The following is a 24,557-nucleotide window of genomic DNA, read 5'->3' on the forward strand; positions in this document are numbered from 1 at the left end:
TGGATGCTTGTCTTTTTAAACTCAAAACTAGTACGAAAATCAAAAACAATAAGCAGGATGACATTCCCTTTCCAGTTCCTGTGTTCGGATCAGCCAGCGGATCTGGAACTTGTCTTCCAATATCCCGTAATACATGCCCTCGTCTGGCTGTTCGCAGGCAACCTCAACCTCTCCATCCTGACTCAATAAATCAGAGATCCTTTTTACCCTGCTGTAATCTTTATATGCTACACTTAAAGAGGTACTGTTCCCCCGAATAAATCCGAATGCATCTGGAATATCATAGAATTCAACTGATGTCCCCGCAATATTCAAAGAAGTCCGCATCACACGGGATTTCATCGAATCCGGTATCTGCATTTTGGAAGGAATCAGATGCTCCCCTTCCTCATAAGTCAGAAAATAAGGGATCGGCTGTTCGAACACTTGTGCATAAAAGGTTACCGCTTCCCGACAGTTTCCGTCGAAATTAACTGATATGTTTAATGACATGATATTCATCCGAAAGATGCCGCTTATTGGCACGTCTCTCTTTCTCCTTCCTCCTGATTACAAATTTTCAGATACTTTTTTTTCATGACAGACGAATCCGGGTCTATAATATCCTGAATCGTGACAGATGAAAAACAGTTTTCGAAGTAGTCCTGAAAGAAATCATACATCTTGTGAACCGGACAATAGTCTACCGCGTTACGGCTGCAATACTGATCTTCCTCCAGACAACGGTTCATCTTAATACTGTCTTCTGTCACGTCCATGATATCCAAAAGCGATATGTTTTGGGGATTACAGATCAGATAATAGCCTCCATTTGGCCCATACGTCGATGATACCCATCCCTTTTGTCTCAGAACTTTCACAATCACCGTCAGATAGGTCTCTGCGATTCCGAGATTCGTACACATCTCTTTTCTCGAAACACAGGATTTATTCTCTGCGAGGTAAAGCAAAACTCGTATCGCGTAATCTGTTTGTGTTTTTAACTGCATCTTTTCTCTTCCCTTCATTCTCTTATATCGTTTCTAATGGTATACTCCTACCATTACAATGAAGAAAAATACATTCGTACTCTCCCAGAACCGTCATGTATAATTCTTTCCCTATTCTTTGGGATTATAACAGATTATCAAGAGTTACAGGTCCCTGATGTAATGAAAAGCATGAATTTCGGAATGAATGTTCTTCTGGATTCAGTTTTTTTCTTTTCTATGTCTTTGTTGTCTCAGACAGAGCGCACAGATGAATGCCACGAAAGCAGCCGCCCCCATCGCAATCAACAGGAGGGCAGCCTTCGTATCATCACCGGTTTTTGGAGTCTTGATCCCCTTGCCGGCGTTTCCTTTCTCTTTTCCTCCATTGCCCTTGCCGGCAGAAGAAGCCTTGTTATGAAACAGCATCTTCTGTGTTTTGAAACCGTTCGATTTTCGTATCACGGTATTCGCATGCATTTCGTCATCAATATAGATGGTGATTCGATACATTTCCATGTCATACACATAACTCTTTTCTTTTTGGTCTGTCACCTGGACAAGCTCATACGAATATGTTCCAGGCTGTGTAAATTCGAGCGGACCTATCGTCTCACTGTCCGTACCCTTCATGGAAAAGGTATATGTATCGCCAAAGCTGCCGGCCGGCAGTACCGCATCCGGTGTCGCTGCTGTGATTCGGTAAGTAAAAGTGCCGGAAGCAGATGTACCGTCCTCTGTGGTTATATTCTGTGAAACATTCAGTGTGACCGAAACGTTTGAGGGCGCTGCGGAGACGGTCTGTGAAAAGAACGCCGTAACCGGCAGCAAAAAAGCACAGAAGCGCAGCACCCATTTCCTGATTTTTTTTGTCATGAATTTCATCCTTATTCACTCCTTACCACTGTCTGTGCTATCCTCTTTGTCGGCAAGACGGCTGTGTTTTCGATATCTGCGAAGAACAGCCGATACTAGAAGAATCAAAATCGCGATAACCAATACCCAGGCCCATACAGGGATCTGCGACAGAATTCTCTTCCAGCGGGGAACCGTTTCCTGTGTGTCAGTACTGTCCGCCCCGTCAGTCCGAAAGATATCATCGTACACCGTATCGGTAATCTTACCGACAAGAATATCGCGGCCGTTGGTGCTTTCCATCGAGCAAGTACTGAGCAGCACGATATGGTCGTCAATCGTCACGGTGGCATCCCGGGTGAAAGCCGCCTGACTCAGCAAATTGTCCAGATACTGCTGCTGTGCCTCCTGCCCTTTCATGGCCGCTGTAAAGACCGACTTATCATAGGCATCTACGTGTAAAAAAGCAAAGAAAACAATTCCATGATCTTTGCCGTCATAATAAAGGCTGCCGTACTCTCTGGCATCAAAATATTGTTTGTCTGCAAAAAGCCCGAGTTCCCCAAACATCGCCTGTTTCTCCATGTGATGTCCATAGAGAATCGAATTGAAATCGGAAAAATCTCTTTGATTGTCAGAATCAAGAAAGATACTGCCCGAGAGCGAATACTCTCCTTGTGCGTTGGTATTGACATATTTCATATTATCCAGCCCCTGCGTGATCGGATAGTCTATGTGAGTGCCATACACGCTCAGCCAGCCAAACACCTCAGGGTTGATCGCCTGAAGCTCAGCGAAGGATTTCGTATCCTCTCCCTCGACGGGCTTATATCTCTCGTAACGCGCAGCGTCCGCCGCGCCGTAGAGCTGTTTGGAATCCCACAGGGCATAACCGCTAAAAGCCACGAGCAGCAAGAGAAAAAGTAAGACGGAAAAATTTACAGCAGCGTTTGCCACACGAATTGCTTTTCTTCCTATTTTTTCCGGGGTCATGCCCATAGGATCTCCTTTCTCATGTTGTCGTATTATCATTGCCTGAGAAATTAATTCTCAGCGGAATTCTTTTTGCGGAACCGAATCACAACGTATCCTCCCAGTGCCACAGCCGCCAGAACAATCATCATGAGAAACGGCATATCGTTCGCCTGAATACCGGTCGGCGTGATGGCAGTGGTCTCATCATACGTATTGGTAAATGCCGCTGAGTTCGTGGCTGTACCGAGGGTCCGTATTTGCGTGTTAGCTGCAGTTGCTAATGTTCCGGACACAGAGCCAGAAACACCATTTGTAAGCAGTTCAATATTGGCCACATAGTGAGCAACTCCATCCTCTTCTGCTACATATTTTGAACCGACACCCATACCGGTAAATGCTACAGACTGGTTGTGTTTTAGTCTGATCTTCATAGGGTTAGTATCGTTCGGATCCACTCGGATGTATTCACCATTGGTATCCGCAGGTGTCGAATAATTCTCCGGGTTGTTGTTCGGATCCCATGGGATCACGGTTTTTGTACCGTTGGAATCCTCTTCAATCAAGTATGCATTATATCTCGTTGATGATGTTTCTGTACCTGCAGCCGTTGGTGTAATGGTGAAGGGGAAGTACTGTCCTTTGTCTCCATGTGCGGTGTCCGCCACCTTTTTGCTGACCGTCAAAGATGCATTCAACAACGGATCTGTGCCGCCTGCCATCTGGGAAAAGATGTTGGTGAACTTAAATTGGTTTGTGCCAAGACCCGGTGTAACAACGATCTTTCCCTCTGTTCCAGTGGTTCCCGGTGTCCGCACACCGATGCTCTCGATTACGAATCCGGTGTAGGTATCGTTGTTCTTCACATATGCCGTTACTTCATATTCTGTTTCGTCATCAGTCATAGTCTCTCCGGCTGCAGCATTCGTATAACCGGAAGGTCTTACTTCTTTTACCGTATAGGTGTAAGCACCTGGAGCCGGCCATGTAACGTTGTCAAAGATCTTATTTGTGGATTCTTTTCTGTAAACATCCAGATTTTCAGTAGATGCTGAATTATACTTATCTGTGCTGTTAACGGTGATGGAAGTATTCGTAACCGTAGGCATCGGACTCGTATCGTTTACAACCGTCGGTGCGGCAGCTTGCCCATTGAAATCTTTTGCTGTAAATTGAAATTGAAAGGTGAACCCGGTGCTGGGGATGGACAGTGTATTGTCCATCTGCACTTCTTTTAAGATTTTGACATTATCGCCATCCGTCGCCGGCGGTGTGGGGGGTCCCGCAAATGCGGTAACCACAGTTCCCAGACTCAGTACTGCTGCCATGGTAAGCGAAAGTAATGCTTTGAACGTATTTTTTTTCTTCATAATGATCGCTCCTTATATGTTTTATTTTTGTTGTTTTCTATATGAGCATGGTGAGAAGTTTCATCTTGCAAACCTCATTCCATGTTATATGTTTCGTCTCCGGAAGATGGAAATCACCTTCCCCCGGGTTTCTTTTGCCTCGACCGGACCATATACCCGGCTGTCTGTGGCATTCTCCCTGGCATCGCCCAAGACAAACACCTGCCCTTCTTTCAGGGTCAGGGGAAAGTCCACGTCAGTCTCGTACCGATGTGTCGGCTCATGAATGGAGGCTTCCTGCTGCCGCGCACCATTGATATAAAGACCATCCTCCCTGATGTCCACGGTATCGCCTGCTGTGCCGACCACACGCCGCACCTCGGGGCTGCCCTGATAGTCCAACATGAGCGTATCGCCAAAGACGTAATGTTTATCCAGCCGATAGTAGATGACCAGATCACCGTCTTTAACGGCCGGATCCATGGCCGGATCCCGATTCCTGTGCAGACCGTATACAAACGTAAAGAGTAGGACAACTGCCAGTATTACGACTGCGATTTTCGCCAGAAGCAGGAGAAATTCGCGGAGCAGAGAAGGCTGCTGTACGGTCATTTCTTTTTTACCTGTATTACTGTCATTCATATCTTCTTGTTCCTCCTTCGGTTTCTTAGATAGCCACCCCCTGCCATACACAGGGCGGCTCCTGCAAGAATGAAGATGGATCGTGTCGTATCTCCATCCGAGATCCCTGTGGCCGTAACACTGCCATGTGTGTTCGTAAAATCAACACGGCGGTTTGTGTCTGTCATCGTAAGCCAGCCGCTATCCGTGCCATCTTCGGTGTTTCCACCGTCTATCTTATAAGTCGTAGAATAACCGGTATTCGTAATATTCTCTTCCGCGACACGTACTTTGCTGTTTTCCAGTATGCCGTCTATCATGATCGTCTGCCCGTGGCGAAGCTTCAAGGTAGCCTGCCCCGCTTCATCCAGCGTCATTGTTTGGCTTTGCGGAGGCACTGCGCCAGATCCTGTGATGACTCCGCCCGTATACGAGAAACTTCCCGAAAGCGGTGCGCCGCTTTCATCTTGCAGCGTGACCTTGAAATCAAAAAGCTTGTTTCGGTCACCGTATTCGCCCTCCACTGTCTTTGATATGGTGACCTTCGTCACCGCCAGATCACGCCACTTGGCATACAGATTTTTCGTGCCGCTAAAGGTAATCTGTGCTCCGGGCATATAAGAGTTTCCAGTTCCATCCGGATATTCGGTCCATCGCTCGAACACCTTTCCCGGCAAAGCGCTAAAGCTGGCTTCGTCATCCCCTGTGCCAATCGCTGCCGCATTTACCACTGCCGTACCACTTGAGATATCGGTCATCTGGAAATGCTTTTGTGTACCGACACCGCCGTTGTTCGCATGATAGATTACAGCGTAGTTCGGATTATGATAGTTGATGTTGTCATTGTCTAACAGCAATCCGTCGAATGGATTGCTGAGGCGTTCCGTAAACTCCTGATAATTTCCGGGAGGAGCCTGCGAGCCAAATCTTGCCGTATTGTTCTCGACTTTGGCAGAATCCGTAATCGTAATGTTTTTATAATAGGAAGCTGCCGGTGTAATCGGGTTGGTGTAACGATAGTTCATCGTATAGATGCCGCCCCCGTCGGAAGTCGCCGTATTCTGAGATATGACGCCGCCGCTCATCGAAAGTGTACCTGCATAATTTCCCTGTACCTGAACGAACACACCTGCACCGTTCTTCGCCTGATTCTTGTATATGCTGCCGCCGCTCATCGAAAATGTGCTCCTCGCATCCACATAGACGCCGCCCCCATTGTTTCCGGAAGCTACGGCATTCTCAAAAATTTCACCGTCCTTCATGACAAAAGATGCACGATCCCAGACACAGACGCCGCCCCCAAAATTATCCACTGTATTTTTGGATATCACACCGCCTTCCATCCGAAAGGACGCCGTTCCACCCACGATGACGCCGCCGGCTCCAAAAGGTGCCTTGTTCTCGGAGATGGTTCCGCCGTTCAATACAAAAGTGCCACTTTCCTTCACATTGACACCGCCGCCGCTGTACATATTCGTCTTGTTGTTCGATATACTGCCGCCGTTCATGGTAAAGCTTCCATTCTCACGCACGGAAACGCCGCCGCCATCCCCTTTCGCAGCTACATTCTCGACGATATCTCCGCCGTTCATGGTGAAACTTCCAAAACCATTCACATTGACACCGCCGCCGTATGTTGAATTGATACACTTTGTGATCTTTGCACCGTCTTCCATCACCAAGGTTCCGCCTGCAGCCTGCACGCCTCCATTGGAACGATCTACTCCGATATCCGTAAGTCCCTTGCCCGAAAGGACAATATTTTTCAGACGCAGAGTCCCCAAAACCTGGAAGTGTATATAGCCGGTATCCTGTGTATTAATCCCCTGCCTATCCTGTGTGATCGTGCGGCGTGTATCGTCGGATGTGAGTGTAATCTCTTTGTCAGACGGAATGGTGACTGTACTTCCCATCATGGGATCATCCGCCGTCGCCTTGATCGTACAGGGTTCCGTCGTCAGGCAGGCCGTCACCGCACTCGACAACTGATCGTAAGAACCAATGATTTCCCCGCTGCCGTCTTTCGACACCACATACCGGTTTACCCCCCACTGGGCATAGAGTGTCAGGTTATCCAAAAAGCGCACGCGCTGTCCGGCCGTATAGGTGACACCGTCGCTGTCAGGACTTGTATTCCATCCGAGGAACTTCTCCTGGCCCGGCTCGACTGCACCGGCCGCATCAAAGCCCGCCTGCTGCTGGGTAAATAAGTAGTTATAGCCTGAACTGCCAATCGGTACTCCCGTCGCCTGATAGGTATCCGGCGTCCCGGTGTTGTTATTCACCTTATAGATCACCGTGTAATACGGGTTCCTGTAATTGATGTTGTCGTTGTCAAGCAGCAATCCGTCAAAGACATTCGCCGCACGTCTTGTAAATTCCAGATAGTTAGAAGGCGGAAGAAATCTCCCTCCATTTGCCGTGTTCTCACGCACCGCTGCACTGCCGGCAATCTGGATATTCGCATAGCTGTTCGATGCAGCCGGGTTTGCGTAGCTGGAAGCTGCACTGTAGATCCCGCCTCCGTCCGTCACGGCTGTATTCCCGGTTATTGCACCGCCACTCATGGTAAAAACTGCATTTACACCTGTGAAAACCCCTCCGCCAACATTTGCCCGATTACCGGAGATTGTGCCGTCTGTCATGTTGAGCGAAGCATTCACAAGCTGATAGATGCCGCCCCCATTGGATGCAGATTGATTCGCCGAGATGACACCGCCATTCATAGTCATAGACGCGTTCATCATCAGATAGACGCCGCCTCCATTCACCGTCGTTTCGTTACCGGAGATTTCACCGCCGTTTAGAATAAAGGTTCCTCCTCCGCTCACAAGGATAGCGCCTCCATTCGCCTGTGTAGTATAGCATCTGGTGAGTTTCGCACCGTCCTCCATCACAAGTTTTCCGCCGCTGTTCACCTGTACGCCGCCGTTGATTCGGTCCCCGTTAGCTCTTTCTTCGCGTCCGGACAAGACGATATTCCTCAGCGTCAGAGAACCACTCACCAAAAAGTGCCGGCCATATTCGGAACCAACCGTCTGTGTGAGGGTTCGTGTTGTGCCATCCGACGTCAGCGTGATCTCTTTTCCGGCCGGTATGCTGATCGCAGAACCCAGCGCACTGTCATCCATCGAGGTCACAATGGTATATGGGCCATCTGTTTGGCAAGCTGCCACGGCATCCTTCAGTTCTGTGTACATTCCCACCAGTTGATTTCCTGTATCCCGATAGACTTTATATGAGCCCGCTCGTATCACGATATCCTGTAACACCCGGATCCCTGCATTCAGATCCGAAACCTGTGTATGCGTATCCAGGGCAACCGGTTCGGAAAAAACCGTCGCGTGATCCTCGCTGAACTTTGCAAATCGATTGTCCGCCGTCATCCCTGCCAGCGGCAGGAGGTATTCGACATCGTCTTTTATGCGGGAAGATATGCCCACCACATACGTGCCGGGGTCTATACCCTCGAATATGTACTTTCCCTCACCATCTGTCTTTACCGTTTTAAAAGGAGAATGCTTGTCGTCTGCCCGATAGAGAGAGACCTCATAATCGGCAAGTGCCTGTTCCTTTTCCTGACGGATGCCGTCACCGGATAAGATCTGATTCCCCTTATCCTCCCAGGTATCCAGCCAGAGCAAACCGCTGATCCTGTTATTGTTGTCTGTTTTTACCGGCTGATCCTTTTTTTGATCCTCTTTCTTGTCTGATTCAGATTCTGTGACCGTCTTTTCGGGCTCTTTTTCTGATTCACCCGATTCTGACTGCTTTGCATCCTCCGGCGAAACAGTTACATCCACGCCTTGTTCCTCTTCTGCGTATACCGAGGATGTATAGAAAGAATTCGAAAGAACAGACGTCACCAGTACAACGATCAGTAAAGTCATACCCAGGAATCTATTCTGAAATCCATGGATCCGAACAAACGGATTCTTATGTAATTTTTTCAGCCCCGGCTGCCCAGAGTGCTTTCTATTCAACCGATCACCTCCGATTCGGCAGTTACCGCAAATTTGAGCAATCTGCTGCCAAAGTTTTTCTATCTAAACCCCTGACAGCGATTGGTGTTAATCGTTTTTTATCTGTTATTTTTTAATTTAACTATTTTAGTATATTTTAAATGAAAAAGAGTCAAAAAAACTCCTCCATGTAACGAAACAGACTTTTCATGTATCGAAATTGAAAAATTGCATCAAAATATGGGTCAAATATGAAACAAGCGTCCTTTTTGACCCTATGGATGCCCATAATTCTGGCATTCATTATACCTGAAAAAAGATCCGAAGTTTGATCTTGGGTGTGAAAAGCTGTCCGCGAGGGAGGAAGAGCCAGAGATGGTGACAAATATGCCCCTGTACCTTGCAGCGAAGACGAGAAATCTGCTCTGATACACAGATTGTTACGCAGCCCTAATCGGGCTGCTTTCTCCTGTTTGTTCGAATCCAAAGGTCCTGCTTTTTCATGCTCGCATGAAAGGCAGGACCTTTGGATTGTAGTATCAAACTATTTCTTTTATATTTCCCTCGATATCACGTGGAGTTCTTCCCTCTGCTTCCTCTTTATCAGAAAAGCTGCAAAACAAAGAGCCGTAAAAGCGGAACCTGTCATCGTCATAATCCATGATGCAAGATTCGTATCATCCCCGGTCTTTGCCGTGCCTGTTCCGGAAGTTCCTGTCTTTTTTACTGGGGGATCCACCTTAACAGACGGATCACTGGGGCGAAGCGAAAATCGGTTTTGAAAATGAATCTGTGACGTTTTTTTTCCGCTGGATTTGCGAACCACAATGTTCGTATGCAGACCGGCGTCGACATAGACGGTAACACGATACACTTGCTCATCATAGACGCAGCCTTCCTGCCTTTGGTCTGTCATCTGGGCAATTTCATAGGAATAGGTGCCGGCCTGTGAAAACTCGATGGGGCCTGCAAAAACCGTATCATTTCCACGGATGGAAAATCTATAGACACCCTCTGTACTGCCTGCCGGCATCGGCGCACCCGGCGTTATTGCGTTCATCCGGTACGTAAACGTGTCGGATACGGGCACGCCCTCTTCCACCGTAAACTCCTGTGCAGCCTCCAAAGTGACCTCTCCTGCCACAGGCGCTGCAGAGGCAGGCAGTGCCGAAAAGGCCGCGACAGGCAAAACCAAAAGGCAGAACAGCAGCGCCTGTTTTCCTATGTTTTTTATCATAACTTTCATAACTTCTCTCTCCTTACTGATCCTTCGGATGCGTGTCCTGCCTTACACTGCGGTGAAATACCGGTTCAATCAGTTTTTTGCGGAAGTCTTTTTCCGGAAACGAATCACTGTATATCCTCCCAGTGCAGCAACAGCCAGTACAATCATCGAGAGGAATGGCATATCGTTCGACTGGATCCCGGTTGGGGTGACAGCGGTATCCTCATCATACATATTGGTAAATGCCGCCGAGTTCGTATCAGCGCCAAGGGCTTGTGTCCCTGTATCATTTGCAGTGTTTACTGCTCCTTGAATAAGGGTGGAAGTCCCGCCGTTTACAACCAGATCAATGTCCGCTATATAGTGAGCAACAGCATCCTCTGTCGCCTTATACTGTGCACCGACGGCCATGTTCATAAATGCCACAGACTGTCCATGTTTCAGGTTGATCTTCAACGTACTGCCGGCCGACACTTTGATGTAATCGCCATTGCTGTCGCTGTCTGTGGCATAAGTTTCACCACTTACTTCGTTTTGACTTGCCATGGGAATTACAGTGCCATTATCAATCAGATATGCTTTGTAAATAGTTGTCCCTGCTGTCTCTGTTCCTGCAGCCGTCGTATCGATGAAGAATGGGAAATACTGTCCCAGATCACTATGATCCGTTGCTTCCACTACTTTGCTTACAGTAAGGGATGCATCTTCTGTCGGATCGGTACCGCCGCCTCCGGCTGTCTCGGAATAAACATTGACGAATTTAAACTGGTTTGTGTCAGGATCCGGCGTCACAGAGACCTTTCCGCCGTCTTCTGTGTTCTCCGTATCTACTACACCGATATTCTCGATCACATAGCCGCCGGCTCCGTCATTTTTGACATATGCCGTCACTTCATATTCTGTGGTGTCGTCCGTCATCGTCTTGCCGGTTGTGGGGTTGGAATATCCGGAAGTTCTCTCTTTTACCGTATAGGTGTACGTTCCGGGAGCATTCCATGTCACACCGTTAAAGATTTTATTTGCCGCCTGTTTCTTGTAGACACTAATTCCGCCGGTGGATGCGTTATTATCCTTATCTGCCTCTTGTAATGTGATGGAGGTATCGGTCACACCCGGCATCGCGGAGCCGTTTACAATCGGGGCTGTCGGTGTTACAGCAGTTGTGTCATTGAATTTCTTTGGTGTAACTGAAAAATTGAATGTGTAGCCGCCGGAGGGAATCGACAAGGTATCGTCCATCTCCAGTTCTTTTAGAATATAAGCTCCGTCACCGCTTATCGCTGCAGGCGGATCCGCATATGCGGTTGTCGCTGCGCCCACAGTCAGCACAGCTGTCATTGCCAGTGAAAGCAATGCTTTCAATCTCTTGTTTCTCTTCATAATTTTTTCTCTCCTTATGTACTTGGATTTTTATATATAACACGGGAACGGGTTTGCCGCTCCCGCGGTTATACCTCTGTTGGTTTTATTCAGGACTCTTTTTGGCGTTTACGTCTTGCCCTGCGGCTTATGAGATACCATGCACCTGCAAGAGACAGAACCGCCGTGGTAATCCGCAGGGTTGTCGATGTCATGCCTCCGGTAATTCCGGCGGCAACCACCTCCCCATGCGTATTCACAAATGCAGCCGTGCGGTTGGTGCCATTCATCGCAATCAGGTTCGTATCGGTACCGTTCTGTGCGGTGCCGCTGTCAATCTGATATGTCGTGCTGTAACCGGAGACAGCTGTCTCCGCAATCTGTACCTTGCCGTTCGTCGGAATCCCGGAAACTGTGACGGTCTGCCCGTGCTTGAGTTTAAAGTCCGCACTGCCTGTGGCATCAAGCGTCAGGGTTCCGTCTTCCAAAGCCTCTGCACCGGAGCCGGGAAGTGTGCCGCCGGTATAGGAAAGACTGGTGCCCGAAGCCAGCGGGGTTCCGCTTGTATCCTGTACGGTAATTGTGAAATCGAACTTTTTGTTCCGGTCACCATAGTCGCCTGCGACGGTTTTGGAGATCGTGACATCCACAAACGGCATCCACTTGGCGTATAATATTTTATTACCAGAAAGCGTAATGGCATCACCCGGTCGATATGATGCACCTGTTCCATCCGCATTTTCTGTCCAGCCGGCGAAGGACATGCCAGCCGGCGCGGTAAAGTTCGCCTCATCCGTGCCCGATCCAATATTCACCGCCTGTACGGTGGTCGTTCCACTGGAAACACCAGTGGATTGGTAATATCTTTGTGTACCATCTCCGCCGTTGTTCGCATCATATGCAATGGAATAGTAGGGATTTCGATAATTAATATTATTATTATCCAGCAGCATGCCGTCAAAAGAATTTGCCGCACGAACATCGAAATCCGAATAGTTGACGGGTGGGGCAAAGAAACCATCCAATGCTGTATTCTCGCTTACTTCCGCAGAATTAGAAATAGAGATGTTGCTATATTTACTTACATCAGCAGGGTTACCATAGCTGTAATCAGGTGTATAGACACCACCGCCATCGGATGATGCGGTATTGTCGGAAATTCTCCCTCCAAGCATGCTGAATTCAGCTCCAGTATCCACATAGACACCACCACCATAACCTGTGGAATCACCTGGACCATATCTTTTTGCCACATTTCCCGAGATTTCTCCATCATACATTGTGAAACTACAGCCAGATGCAACATAGGCTCCTCCGCCTTTTCCAAAGACTCCGCCTGCAGTATTATCAAGAATTTTGCTGTCAGATCCACGCATAATAAAGGTACTTCCATGAGATAAATAAACTCCTCCACCGAAACTTCTGTTGGCCAAGTCGTCACCTTCTCCAGCGTTATTATCCGAAATCTTTCCACCATTCATGATAAAGGTTGATCCGCTCGAATAAACACCAGCACCAAGGATATTTCCTGTATGCATCCCTCCTGCGTTTCCTGAGATTTCTCCACCATTCATAGTAAATGTGGTACTATATAAGCCAACCCCCACTCCGCCAGCATCACTTCCAGCATTATTGCAATAGAATATATTATCTGATATTTTTCCACCATTCATAGTAAAAGAAGCATGAGTCCACACACCGACCATTGATCCTAAAGCGTTATCAGTTCTATTGTTGGAAATTTCACCGCCATTCATGATAAACGTGCACGGGTTTTCTATTTGGACTACACTGCCGTTAGCTACATAACACCCTGTGATCTTAGCACCATTTTCCATTGTCACCGAAGATGATTCTCTTATTCCCCGAATACCACCATTCCTTTTTACGGTGTAATTGGCACTAGTGAGGCCAATCCCTGAAAGAATAATATCTTTAAGTGTCAAAGAGCCATAAATTTCTAAATGGAATGCTTCGAGGCCCCCAACCAACTGTTGTGTAATCGTGCGGATGGTGCTTGGATTATCAGAAGTGAGAGTAATTCGTTTATTCTCCGATACTAAGACCCGATTACCCATTGCGGGATCATCCGCTATAGCGGTTATGGTGCAATCCACATTTTCTAAGCATGCATTTGCCGCATCCTCTAAGACATCGTAGGTGCCAATGGCTGCGTCAGTGTCATCACGGTCAACCAGATACCTTTGCAGGGTATAGAAAATGATGTACCTTGTGTAATCTCCATCGCATTCTGCATTGATAGTTCCATCTAAATCGACGGAAACGGTATCAGATACAGTAACAAGCGACTGTCCGCTTATCGTCTGTGCCGGAGCATACTTTACATACTCGTTCTTAGCCGACAGAGTGATGGCATCAAAGCCTTGACTTGGTGCGCTAAGCGGGGTCGTTCCGTCTAAATCATAGGGAATCCCGTACTGTCCGGGAATGGTCTCATCCACATACAACGTATCTGCAGGGCTGACACCATTGTTGATGCCGCTCACTGTACAGGTGATTTCCTTATATAAGTTATCCACTGTAATGGAGGATACATTGGTATAGGTAAGATTGGTTGCCGGATCACGGACCGTTCCCTGGAACCAGTACGTTGCATTTTTGTCCACCTGCAGTGGAAAGGTCGCGGTAATATGATCGTTACTGCTTGCACCTATTGTGCCTTTGTTATTCGCTGATACCGTACTACTTGCATAGGCGGTATCAAACGCATTGCCGGCACTGTAATCCGTGGTATTACTGATGGGCACCCGGAACCACTGGACATTCTGAATCGTTGTACCAGTAATACTCAATTCGTTCTTTACCGTCGCTGTAAGGTCTACATGACCGGGAGTTGTGTCGGTATAATAAACCTTGCTGTCATCCGGGTTTGCCGTTGCACTGACTTTGACCTCCCGCACATGCAGGTCAACCGTAATGGGTGTACTGGCATAGTCTGTGTAATACGCACCGTTTACTTCCTCATTGAAGATCTTCAGGGTATAATCGCCTATAGGCAGGTCACTTTTACTCGGCAGGGTAAAGGTTGCTGTACCACTTGCATTGCCGCTTTGGCAATTTACCGGGCGGCCATAGAATAGGATATCCGGATTGGCATTATTCCGGCAGATCATCACGGACACGCTTCTGCCTGTACCAGTCTGCGCGCCACTATAAGAAAAGGACACATCTCCGTCCGGATGGGAGGTAATGTCGGTGAGGCTTGGATCCACGGTCATGCCCAGGCGGCCGCTTTGGGTACCGCCAACACTGTTGCCAGAATAGGTCTTACTCTTATCATCCTCCATCGTAAGCTTCACTGCCTCATTCGCACCGGGCGTTACTGCCTTGACTAAGTTTTTCGTTCCGGGTGAGGCCGACTTCATGTCAGAGGCGCCGCCGGTGGCGGCAACAGATGAGAAGAGGGCAGAGGACAGATCGAAATAAAAAGCGGGCCGCACAGAAAACGTATTAGCTACGCCGCCGCCGTTGTAGACCCCCGACCCGGCCGGCGTGCCGACCAAACCGAAATTTACACTGAGTGAATTGGGGGAGCGCAGCCAAACATACGTGGCGTCGCCACGTATGCCATTACCAACTGTACCAGAACCCATATTGTAGTATTCATAGGCAGATAAAGGCCAGAAATTCTGGTTTGTTGGATTTACATAACCATAATAAACAGTACTTGGATAAGACTGTAAATCCATGGACGAACGGGGTACAACATAGGTCCTCTCTTTTGGAGTAAGAATGCTAGTGTTCTGATAGGCATTCGACATTGCCGTCTGCAGCGTACTGTTATTATAGTTATTATTACCTGCTGCACCGGTATAGGGATTAAATATGCTCGTGCCAAAGGTATTGCCAGTGTTTCTGTCTGAAAACATTGTCACAGTACCTGCACTCGGTGACCGGAGTGAGGCAGGGGTTCCCCCGCTGCTGTCCCCGATGACCCACCATACTTTTCCGCCAAATCCAATCTTCGTCTCGTTGCGTACATACAGATTGCTCTTAGACGGCTGGATTCCCACGGATGCCGCCATGATCCCCGGAGGTGTGCGCAGGCCCGCATTGATATCTGCGACAACTGTATCTTCTTCCAGGGAAATATCTTCCGAATACACGGTGGTATAGTCCTCATTAAAATCAGCAAACTGATTGTCTTCTGTAATCCCGGCAACAGGCAGGAGATATTCGGTATTGCCTTTTATACAGGTAGAAATCCCCACCACATAGCTGCCGGGTTCGAGATGTTCAAATATGTATTTACCTTCGCTGTCCGTCTGAACGGTTTCCACAGCTGTAGTCTTATCCTCTGCTTTGTATAAACTGACTTCATAGGCTGCAAGGGGCTGTTCGCCCTCCTGCCGGATGCCGTCACCGGGAAGTACACCACTGTTTTTATCCTCCAGTACATCCAGCCAGAGCATACCGCTGATGCTGTTTGCATCTGTAGTCTCTCTTGGCTCAGCCGCTTTCGGTTCTTTTTTAGGTTTTTCCTTGGCTTTCTCTTTCAATTTCGCCTTAGAATTTCCCTCATTTTCGGCTTTGCCGTTCGCATTCTTCTTGTCTTCTTGCTTTTCTTTTTCGGGCTTCACCGTTTCCGGTTTCGATTCCGGTTCTTTTTCCGGTTTCTGTGTTTCGCCTTCCGTTCCTTTCTCCTCTTGGCTTTGTGTCGCGTCCTGTTCGGTCACAACATCGTCTTGCTGCGGTTCATCCGCAGATACCGTAAGCGTATTCGCGGGAAAGGAGCCTGTGAGGATGGCAAACACCAGAACAAGGCAGAGCAGCCGATGTAAGCCCCTCCCTGTTCCTCTTTTATGTTTTTCTTTTTCATATGGTATTTTCATCTTGAATATGTTCTCCTATCCGGTTCTTCTTTTGTTTCTGGCGAGAAGTGTTGCCAGTGTCTCTGATTTCAGCTTAATTTCCAGACTGTGCTGTACCTCACAGAACAAGGAGTGTACGGCACAGGAGGTCGTGGCACTCCTGCCGCAATATTCGCTATGTTCCAGACAGCGATTGATCTTCGTTGTCCCCTCGAATGCCTCCATGACATCATAAACTGTGATATCCTCCGGTGCACGCGCCAGAATATAGCCGCCTTTTGAACCGCTGACCGTATGGGCAAATTGATAATCTTTTAATTTTCTGCCGACCTGCAGGACGTATTTTGCGGGCATATCCAATCTCTGAGACAATTCAGTCGATGAGACAACGCGCTGCTGTTCCGCCAGTTCGACCAGTATGCGCAGAGCGTAGTCGGTCGTCATTTGAAGCTGCAAGAACATGCCTCCTTTCTGAAACGCATATTTGTTCCTGTTTATCTATCATTTTACAAAAAAATCTGTTCCATTCCCGCACAAGATGTGAACAACACGATTTTCGATGTAAACAGCAAAAAAAGAGAAGTACTGCTTTTTTATTTTGCAGTACTTCTCTTTTCCCCGATCACCAGCCAGCGCCGCCGGCGTTTTTTTCTAAAACTATTTAATTTTCCTTTGGCATATCAATATACCGACTCCACTCTTCTTTTGGAATAGCTAAAAGCTCAAGGGCCTCTTCCGGCGACATGCCAAGTTTTTGTTGGATCTCCTTAACCGAGTGTATGATCGTTACTCGGCGCCCTTTTTCAATTCCTTCTTGACGCCCTTTTTCTATTCCTTTTTCGATTCCTTTTTGCTCCACGCCTTCACTGAGATTACACATATCCGACACCTCTCTTTCCAGTTGTCCTGTCATTTCGATGTTAAAATCATGCTCCAGAATCCTTTTCTTCTCATCCGGCTTTCTCTCTGACGACAGGAGTACTTCAAGCATTCTCACGATGCCCTCATAGTATTGATCTTCCTCGCTTCCAAGGCACACGAGAACTGCCGTCATCAGATCGTAATTCTCTCTTTTCTCCGCTTCGGCAGCTCCCCAAAGATGGTTCTCCTCCATCGAATAGGTCGTAATTGAATTTCTCCTGCTTTTAGGCGGATTCGGGCAAATCCAGATGGAATATACCTTTTTAATCTCTCCGTAATGCGATCCGCTAAATTCCGTCCCATATTGGGAAGAAATCATCCGGCTGCAATAATATATTCCCCGCTTTATAATAGGATATCCCGGATAGAAGTTGTTTTGTGCCTCGATGTTGACGATCAGGCTGATTCGTTCTTCTGATACCGGTACGATCGCCAAAAAGCGAATATCATATGTAACCGTTCCTTCGTTTATGCTGGAGTCTTCTGTGGACAGGCCGCGGATCTGTTCCGCACCGTGGCTGACTTCATCCGGGTGCACAGCGGTTTTTGAAATGACGGGATCGTCTTCTATGTACCTGTTGGCAATTTCCTTTATCGTGTAATTCTCATATTCCTGTATGCATTCTTTCAGAATACAGGCAAGAATCATTTTGTTTGCAAGCAGACACTTGCAGGAAGCATCATAGGCTGCCCTTTGTCCCGCAGCATCGAGTTTTTTATAGAAAGTGTTCATCTGATTCCTCCTTATAAGTTCTCAATGCTTTCCTCCCTTGCCGGCTAATTCTATTGTATCAGATCGCTCCAAATCCTGCCACTATTTTCTCCTCTTCTTTGTCAGAAATTTATCCCTCCTCACCGCACGATAAAAAAGAAGTACTGTTTTTTTATTTTTGCAGTACTTCTCTTTTCCCCGATCACCAGCCAGCGCCGCCGGCGTTTTTTTCTAAAACTATTTAATTTTCCTTTGGTATATCAATATACCGACTCCACTCTTCTTTTGGAATAGCTAAAAGCTCAAGGGCCTCTTCCGGCGACATGCCAAATATCACAGCTCACAAGCAGCGCGGAATTAGAACTCTGGTCTTGAATGTGTTTTGTGCCACATCAAAATGAGTCATCAGAATTCCGCCCTTGCTTTCCACAATCTCCTGCACGATGGTAAGACCCAGACCGTGGTTTTCCCTTTGAATTTTACGGCTTTTGAGACGGCCGTGCTCGACTAGAACGGTTCCGTCAAAAGCATTCGTCACGTCAATCACCGCCCATCCATTGATATTTCGGCTCATCACTTTGATAAAACGCTGATCTTCCGGCACTTTTTTGCAGGCTTCTACAGCATTGTTCGTCACATTTGTCAGAATACGCAGTTCTTCCAGTGTCGTAAGTTTTGTAAAGCGGGGTACCGCCACTTCACAACAAAGGCGGATTTTGTGTTTTGTACAGTTAAACTCCAGATCCTGTAAGACTGCATTAAGGGTCGTATTGTCCGAATATTCCTTCTGCACAGCCCGAAACTCCTGCAGGCTTTCATCTGTATCATGAATCAGAGACAACGCCTCCTCCTTTTGTTCCCCTTCAATCATCACTTTCAGTGTTCGCATAACTGAGAGATAATCGTGCTTTAATTTGCGAAAGTTCTCTGTGCTTTTATGATAAGAGTTATAGTAGCGAAGCTGAACCGAGAGCTGTTCTTCCATAAACTGATTGCTGAGCTGATACCGCAAAAGCCGTGCCTCTTTTATGGAATGATAAATTGAAAATATGAGCATGAACAGGATGAATCCGCAGCCTGCCAGTGTAATCCCGGCAAACCACCTTGCGTCAGGATGATAGTGCCGCCCCTGATTTAAGAGAAGTAAACTCGGAATGGCAGCCAGTTCATATGCGATAACATTCTTCACGGAACTGGGTTCTCTTAAGAATATAAGAAGTTCCTGATCCGGAAGAATTGTTTCGTGCAGGATATAAAAGAATGCCAGGGCAATCACCAGCGACAGGACAGTCAGACTGTAATAGGACTGAGAATCAACCGCAAATTGCGGTCTCGTATCCTGTACAACCCATGCTGCGATGGATGTGACGATTCCCCGAAAGCAATACAAACTCAGTGTGCAGACGCCTGCCCCGTAGAAGGCCTGGGTAAATGACATATCCGTGGATAGATATACGCCTGCGGCCATGGCCAGGAGCAAAGCAGGAAGATGCAGCCAGGAAAGAGCCGTCAAATCAGCTGCGAAATAAGCTCCGATAAGAAGAAGTAACGCTGCCCCTATCCTCCAGTGATCCCTCTGGCCAAAAGGCAGCAGCTCGCGATAGTAGAGCAAAAAGGTGAAACAATATATGATGATGGAAACTCCTGCAGCGATGCTCATAACTTTATCCCTCCTTTTGGAAGGTAGATATGATTCTGAGTGATGTAATGGCAAAAACGCCCCTTTACCCTATCTATGTATTTTCTTCCAATCGGAAGTTCCGTCGTATCCTGCAAAACTACCTTCTGTGAACAGAATCTGGCGATATATGGAAGATGAACAAGGTAGGACCTGTGAATGCGCAAAAATTCTTCGGAGGACAAGTCCTCTTCCAGATCGGACATCTTTCCATAAAAGCAGACAGGCTCTGAATTATAAGTGTGATGCAATAGAATTTTTCGGTTTATCACCTCAAAATAAGTGATGCACCTAAAAGGGATACTCGTAACTGAACTATTGAATTCGCAGACAAAATAGGTATCCTTTTGTGATTCCACCTGATTTACCGCCCGCAAAAAAGTCTGCTCGAACTCTTCCTCTGTTATTTTTCCTTTTATCAGATACTGAACAGCCTCTACATCAAAAGCCTGTCCCATATAGTCCGGCGTACTTGTCAGAAACACAATCTGAGCATGAGAACCCTGATCCCGGAATGCCTGTGCCGCATCCATGCCGCTGGTCTTTTCCATAATGATATCCAGATAGAGAATATCTGCATGGTGACCGCATTCATACAAATCAAAGAGAAGCGATTCTGCACTTTCATAGCATGATAATTCAATTTCAATCTTGTTCTTGTCTGCACATTGTCTGATCTGATCTGCACAGTTTTTTAAATCCCGGCGATTATCGTCACATACGGTAATCTGAAGCATACGATAGATACCTCCCCTATTCGTGAACTTAATCCAGCAGTGAAGATAAAATCTCCACTTTTTCCATTTTCCAAGATTTGAACGGATTGCTCCGCATCCTTATTATCTTATAATATATTTGTCGAATTTTGTAAGGATGTTGCAGAAAGCGTAAATTTTGTTGTAGAAAGCAGAAAAATCACCTTTCTTTTCACTCTTCCTGTTTTATTACGATTATAAAGTACACTTTTGTGACCGTCAAGAATAATGGTAAAAAATCCCTTTAAAATCCATATGATTGTGATAAAATGATACCAGGGTCAAAAGGTCATGCGTTTCATGCTCGCATGAAAAAGCATGAATAGATACAGATGGTCAATAGAATGAATACAATTGGGAGATTTCGTTATGACTGCAGGAGAAAAGATCAGATATTATAGAGAGATGTATGGACTATCGCAGGAAAAACTCGGTCAGCTTGCCGATATCAATTCTGCGACGATAAAAAAATACGAGTACGGAATCCGAAACCCGAAGATTGAGCAGCTGAAAAAAATTGCAGATGCTTTTGGTATCAGTATCTGTCTTTTTCTTGATTTTGATATCGAGACAGTCTCCGATATTATGTCCCTACTCTTTAAACTGGAGGATGAGACAGATATGTGTTTTGAAGCAATACAAGATGATGCCGGAAACTTTATCCCCGAAAGTGTAAAACTCTCTTTTCAAAACCAGGATATCAACGAAAGACTCTGCACCTATCTAAAAGAGAAACATTCACTGGAAGAAAAGTGCCAAAAGGCCAGAACCCCCTTGGATGATGAACTTACAAAACTAAAAATGCATCTGTCGGATGATTCTATGGTAACGAAAAAAAAGAAGCACTGCTAGTTACAGTACCTCTTTTTTCTATCTATGGTTACCTGACATCACAAGTCATACTTTGAACTTATGTCCATAAGAGCGTGTGCCATGCGAATTTCTTTCCTGACTTTCAGCACTGAAGAGGGTGCCACGGACAGTTCATCTGCACCCATCCGCACAAATTCCTCCGTAAGTGTCACATCGGCCGCAAGTTCCCCACAGATTCCCGCCCAGATACCTGCTTTATGGGCATTGTCCATGACCATACGGATCATACGCAGAACTGCCTCGTGGTGCGGATTGTAGAACTCATCGAGAATTTCGCTTCGCCGGTCAATCGCCAGTGTGTATTGTGTCAGATCGTTGGTGCCGATGCTGAAGAACTCTACGAGAGGGGCAAGCCGATCGCTGATCAGCGCAGCCGCCGGCGTCTCTATCATAATTCCCTGCTCTGGTACCTGATATGCGGCATGCTCACGATCCAGTTCTTCTTTTACCTCATTTACGATCTTCTGAATTCTCCTGATCTCGTCGGCCGAAGTAATCATCGGATACATGACGGCCAGACACCCATGTACGGCGGCCCGCAATAGAGCTCGCAGCTGTGTTTTGAAGATATCCGGCTGTCGAAGACAGATCCGGATCGCGCGGTATCCGAGTGCGGGATTCTCTTCTTCGGGCAAGTTAAAGTAATCCGCCTGCTTGTCCGCTCCGATATCCAGCGTGCGGATCACAACTTTTTTTCCGTTCATTCTCTCTAGAACTTCTCTGTACGCCTGATACTGCTCTTCTTCCGTCGGGAAGTCCTCTCTGCCAAGATAGAGAAACTCGCTTCGGAACAGACCAATCCCGTCGGCGTCATTGTCCAGTGCAAAATCCACATCCGAAACACTTCCGATATTGGCATAGACATGCACCTTTTTCCCGTCTGCAGTGATAGATTCTTTGCCTTTTTGTTCCTGCAGGAGCTGTAACTTCTCTCTCTCCTGCTCAATTTTTTTGGCTGCCCGGCGACTTGTCTCTTCATCGGGATTTAAGATGAGTTCCCCTTTTTCTCCGTCCACGACCGCCATAGTCCCATTCTGCAAATTGGACAGCTCCACTGGAACCTGTATCAGAGCAGGGATATTCATCGTGCGTGCAAGAATTGCCGTGTGGGAGTTCATAGAACCATGTACCGTCACAAAAGCCAGAACTTTCGACTGATCCATCTGTATCGTCTCGCTCGGACTTAAATCATCGGCTATGATGATCGACGGCTCTTTGATCTCATAATCGTTCTCTCCGTGACCGGTAAGGTTTCTTGTCAGCCGGTCCGAGATATCCCGGATGTCTGCCGCCCTCGCCCGCATATACTCATCATCCATCTCGTCAAATATCTTGTAAAACCGGTCGCAGACAATGTTGACGGCATACTCGGCATTCAGGTTTTCTTTTCGGATCATATCTTCGATGGACTCTCTGTAATCGTCATCCTCTAACATCATCTGATGTACTTCGAAGATCGCTGCCTCGTTCTCTCCCGCCTCTTTGGCTGCCTTCTCGTACAGCTGCCGAAGTTCCTTTTGCGACTGATCGACAGCTTTTTGAAGGCGCACAAGTTCCTTTTTGGGATCTTCGATCTTCCGTCTTCTTATCATCTGTTCTGTTTTCTGTAATACCAGTATCTTTCCGAGGGCAATTCCCTCATACACAGATTTGCCCGATATCTTCGTCATTTTTTCGACCCCTTCCATAAACAGTTTCCTAATCTACAGGTTTTCCTGAAAGAAGATCTTCATCGCCTCACAGGCGGACTCTTCGTCCTCACCCTCGACGCAGACCGTAACTTGATCATTACACTTGATACCAAGTCCCATCAGTTTTAACAGCTGTGTCGCCGATGCCTCTTTCTCTCCCTTTTGGATCTTTATCTCGCTTTGATACTTTTTGGCCTCTTTCGCAAGGATTCCTGCAGGTCTTGCATGAATTCCCAATTCATCTGTAATCACATATTGAAACGACTGCATCTTTCGTTACCGCCTTTCTTCTTAAAGTTTTTCTCCATTTGATTCAATTACTTTTTTATACCAGTAAAAACTGTCTTTTCGAATTCGCTCTTTACTTCCCTTGCCTTCATCGTCCTGATCCACGTAGATAAACCCATAACGTTTGCTCATCTGCGAGGTTCCGCAGCTGATCAGATCGATGCATCCCCAGGTCGTGTATCCCATCAGGTCAACGCCGTCTTTGATTGCCTCTTTCATCTGAATCACGTGTTCGCGGATATAATCAATGCGGTATTCGTCATGAACAAAACCGTCCTCACTGATCACATCATGTGCTCCCAGACCATTCTCGCAGACGAACAGTGGAATTCCATAGCGGTCATACAGTTTCATCAGAGAGATTCGAAGACCCATCGGGTCGATCGGCCAGTCCCACTGCGACTTGGGCAGGTACTCGTTCTTTATGGGGCTGTCGAAAGTTCCGGCAAGCTTCATGGCATCTTCTCTTGCCTCGGTTACGTGAGACATATAGTAGCTGATCGCCACATAATCAACGGTTCCCTCTTTTAAGATGGTATCGTCTTGCGGCTCTGTCTTGAGGACAATGCCATTCTCATCAAAATAGCGATTGATATAAGACGGATATTCACCCCGCACCTGCACATCCGGATAGAACATATTCAGCTGATTGGATTTTAATGCCTGCAGCTGATCTTCCGGTTTCGCCGTTCTCGCATAGGATTCAATCTGGTTGATCATACAGCCAATCTTTGCATCCGGGCAGATCTCTTTTGCCGCTTTTACTGCCAGGGCACTTGCCAGAAACTGATGATGAGAAGCCTGATATGCCGCCTGTAATTTATCGTCTGCCAGATCTTCCAGTACCCCGGCACCCGTATAAAGGCTGTTCAAGTTCATGTTCATCTCGTTAAAGGTGATCCAGTATTTTACCTTGTCTTTGTATCGCTCTAAGATCACTCTTGCATATTTTTCAAACAGAGGCACCAGTTCACGGCTGACCCAGCCATTGTATTTTTCCGTAAGTGTAATCGGCATCTCATAGTGAGACATCGTCACAAGCGGTTCCATCCCATACTTTGCACACTCTTCAAAAACTTTATCGTAAAAAGCAAGTCCTGCTTCATTTGGCTGCTCTTCCAGGCCCGTGGGGAAGATTCTTACCCAGGAGATCGACAGACGGAATACCTTAAAGCCCATCTCGGCAAATAAAGCGATATCCTCTTTGTATCTATGATAAAAATCAATGCCCCATCTTTTCGGGAAGAGATACTGCTTCGGGTTTGCCTTATATTCTTCCAGCTCCCGAGACGTCACATTGAATGTAAAATTGTTGACTTTTCCGGAAGCATAAGGGTCTTTGTAAGCCGCATAGTCTGATGTAGACATTCCTTTTCCGTCAATATCATAGGCACCTTCAATCTGGTTCGCCGCTGTTGCACCGCCCCACAGGAAATTTGCGGGAAAGCCTTTTTTTGCTGTTAAGTTCATATTGATCCTCCTTGTATCATAGGGGG

The 24,557-nt window shown here is 46.9% G+C and carries 18 protein-coding genes; 1 reads left to right on the forward strand and 17 read right to left on the reverse strand.

Features of this window, described 5'->3' with window-relative positions:
* Positions 1-39 precede the first annotated feature (39 nt).
* From INP51_RS08630 to INP51_RS08695, 14 genes are all read right to left on the reverse strand, one after another.
* Complete coding sequence (locus INP51_RS08630) at positions 40-525, reverse strand: VOC family protein (RefSeq protein ID WP_193734482.1); 486 nt, start codon at positions 523-525, stop codon at positions 40-42.
* A complete protein-coding gene (locus tag INP51_RS08635; protein ID WP_193734483.1) occupies positions 516-989 on the reverse strand; it encodes an RrF2 family transcriptional regulator in 474 nt (157 codons plus the stop codon). The genes INP51_RS08630 and INP51_RS08635 overlap by 10 nt, the downstream gene beginning before the upstream one ends.
* A 201-nt stretch (positions 990-1,190) precedes the next feature.
* Positions 1,191-1,844, reverse strand: a complete 654-nt coding sequence (locus tag INP51_RS08640) for a Spy0128 family protein (protein ID WP_193734484.1) — start codon at positions 1,842-1,844, stop codon at positions 1,191-1,193.
* Between the two features lie 15 nt (positions 1,845-1,859).
* Positions 1,860-2,855 (reverse strand): class B sortase, encoded by a 996-nt coding sequence (gene srtB / locus INP51_RS08645; protein WP_193734485.1) that lies wholly within the window; start codon positions 2,853-2,855, stop codon positions 1,860-1,862.
* A gap of 11 nt (positions 2,856-2,866) precedes the next feature.
* Complete coding sequence (locus INP51_RS08650; RefSeq protein ID WP_193734486.1) at positions 2,867-4,165, reverse strand: DUF7601 domain-containing protein; 1,299 nt, start codon at positions 4,163-4,165, stop codon at positions 2,867-2,869.
* Between the two features lie 84 nt (positions 4,166-4,249).
* Positions 4,250-4,786 (reverse strand): signal peptidase I, encoded by a 537-nt coding sequence (lepB, locus tag INP51_RS08655; RefSeq protein WP_193734487.1) that lies wholly within the window; start codon positions 4,784-4,786, stop codon positions 4,250-4,252.
* Positions 4,783-8,748 carry a DUF7601 domain-containing protein gene (locus tag INP51_RS08660; RefSeq protein ID WP_193734488.1) on the reverse strand — a complete coding sequence of 1,322 codons (3,966 nt, stop codon included), beginning with the start codon at positions 8,746-8,748 and terminating at the stop codon, positions 4,783-4,785. Before INP51_RS08660 ends, lepB begins: the two co-directional genes overlap by 4 nt.
* A gap of 532 nt (positions 8,749-9,280) precedes the next feature.
* Entirely contained in the window at positions 9,281-9,973 is a 693-nt protein-coding gene (locus INP51_RS08665; RefSeq protein WP_193734489.1) for a Spy0128 family protein, read from the reverse strand.
* A 69-nt stretch (positions 9,974-10,042) separates the two neighbouring features.
* The gene (locus INP51_RS08670) at positions 10,043-11,332 is read right to left on the reverse strand and encodes a DUF7601 domain-containing protein (protein WP_193734490.1); all 1,290 of its coding nucleotides are present in this window, start codon (positions 11,330-11,332) and stop codon (positions 10,043-10,045) included.
* A gap of 89 nt (positions 11,333-11,421) precedes the next feature.
* The gene (locus INP51_RS08675; protein WP_193734491.1) at positions 11,422-16,164 is read right to left on the reverse strand and encodes a DUF7601 domain-containing protein; all 4,743 of its coding nucleotides are present in this window, start codon (positions 16,162-16,164) and stop codon (positions 11,422-11,424) included.
* Between the two features lie 15 nt (positions 16,165-16,179).
* Positions 16,180-16,599 carry an RrF2 family transcriptional regulator gene (locus INP51_RS08680; protein WP_193734492.1) on the reverse strand — a complete coding sequence of 140 codons (420 nt, stop codon included), beginning with the start codon at positions 16,597-16,599 and terminating at the stop codon, positions 16,180-16,182.
* Between the two features lie 205 nt (positions 16,600-16,804).
* Positions 16,805-17,797, reverse strand: coding sequence for a hypothetical protein (locus INP51_RS08685; protein WP_193734493.1), 993 nt, complete (start codon positions 17,795-17,797; stop codon positions 16,805-16,807).
* A 319-nt stretch (positions 17,798-18,116) separates the two neighbouring features.
* A complete protein-coding gene (locus INP51_RS08690; RefSeq protein WP_193734494.1) occupies positions 18,117-19,436 on the reverse strand; it encodes a sensor histidine kinase in 1,320 nt (439 codons plus the stop codon).
* Positions 19,433-20,191 carry a LytR/AlgR family response regulator transcription factor gene (locus INP51_RS08695; RefSeq protein WP_193734495.1) on the reverse strand — a complete coding sequence of 253 codons (759 nt, stop codon included), beginning with the start codon at positions 20,189-20,191 and terminating at the stop codon, positions 19,433-19,435. The genes INP51_RS08690 and INP51_RS08695 overlap by 4 nt, the downstream gene beginning before the upstream one ends.
* A 387-nt stretch (positions 20,192-20,578) precedes the next feature.
* On the opposite strand from INP51_RS08695, the gene INP51_RS08700 reads away from it, so the two are divergent.
* Positions 20,579-21,061, forward strand: a complete 483-nt coding sequence (locus INP51_RS08700; RefSeq protein ID WP_193734496.1) for a helix-turn-helix domain-containing protein — start codon at positions 20,579-20,581, stop codon at positions 21,059-21,061.
* Between the two features lie 38 nt (positions 21,062-21,099).
* Here the strand turns inward: INP51_RS08700 and ptsP are convergent, their stop codons facing one another.
* Genes ptsP through INP51_RS08715 form a run of 3 tightly spaced genes read right to left on the reverse strand, consistent with a single transcriptional unit; the run spans position 21,100 to position 24,531 of the window.
* Positions 21,100-22,752, reverse strand: a complete 1,653-nt coding sequence (gene ptsP / locus INP51_RS08705) for a phosphoenolpyruvate--protein phosphotransferase (RefSeq protein ID WP_193734497.1) — start codon at positions 22,750-22,752, stop codon at positions 21,100-21,102.
* A 33-nt stretch (positions 22,753-22,785) separates the two neighbouring features.
* Positions 22,786-23,043: an HPr family phosphocarrier protein gene (locus tag INP51_RS08710; RefSeq protein ID WP_193734498.1), complete on the reverse strand. Its 258-nt coding sequence runs from the start codon at positions 23,041-23,043 to the stop codon at positions 22,786-22,788.
* A 21-nt stretch (positions 23,044-23,064) separates the two neighbouring features.
* Positions 23,065-24,531 (reverse strand): glycoside hydrolase family 1 protein, encoded by a 1,467-nt coding sequence (locus INP51_RS08715; RefSeq protein WP_193734499.1) that lies wholly within the window; start codon positions 24,529-24,531, stop codon positions 23,065-23,067.
* Between the last annotated feature and the right edge of the window lie 26 nt (positions 24,532-24,557).

It is taken from the genome of Blautia liquoris (genome assembly GCF_015159595.1).
Taxonomy (GTDB): Bacteria; Bacillota; Clostridia; order Lachnospirales; family Lachnospiraceae; genus Novisyntrophococcus; species Novisyntrophococcus liquoris.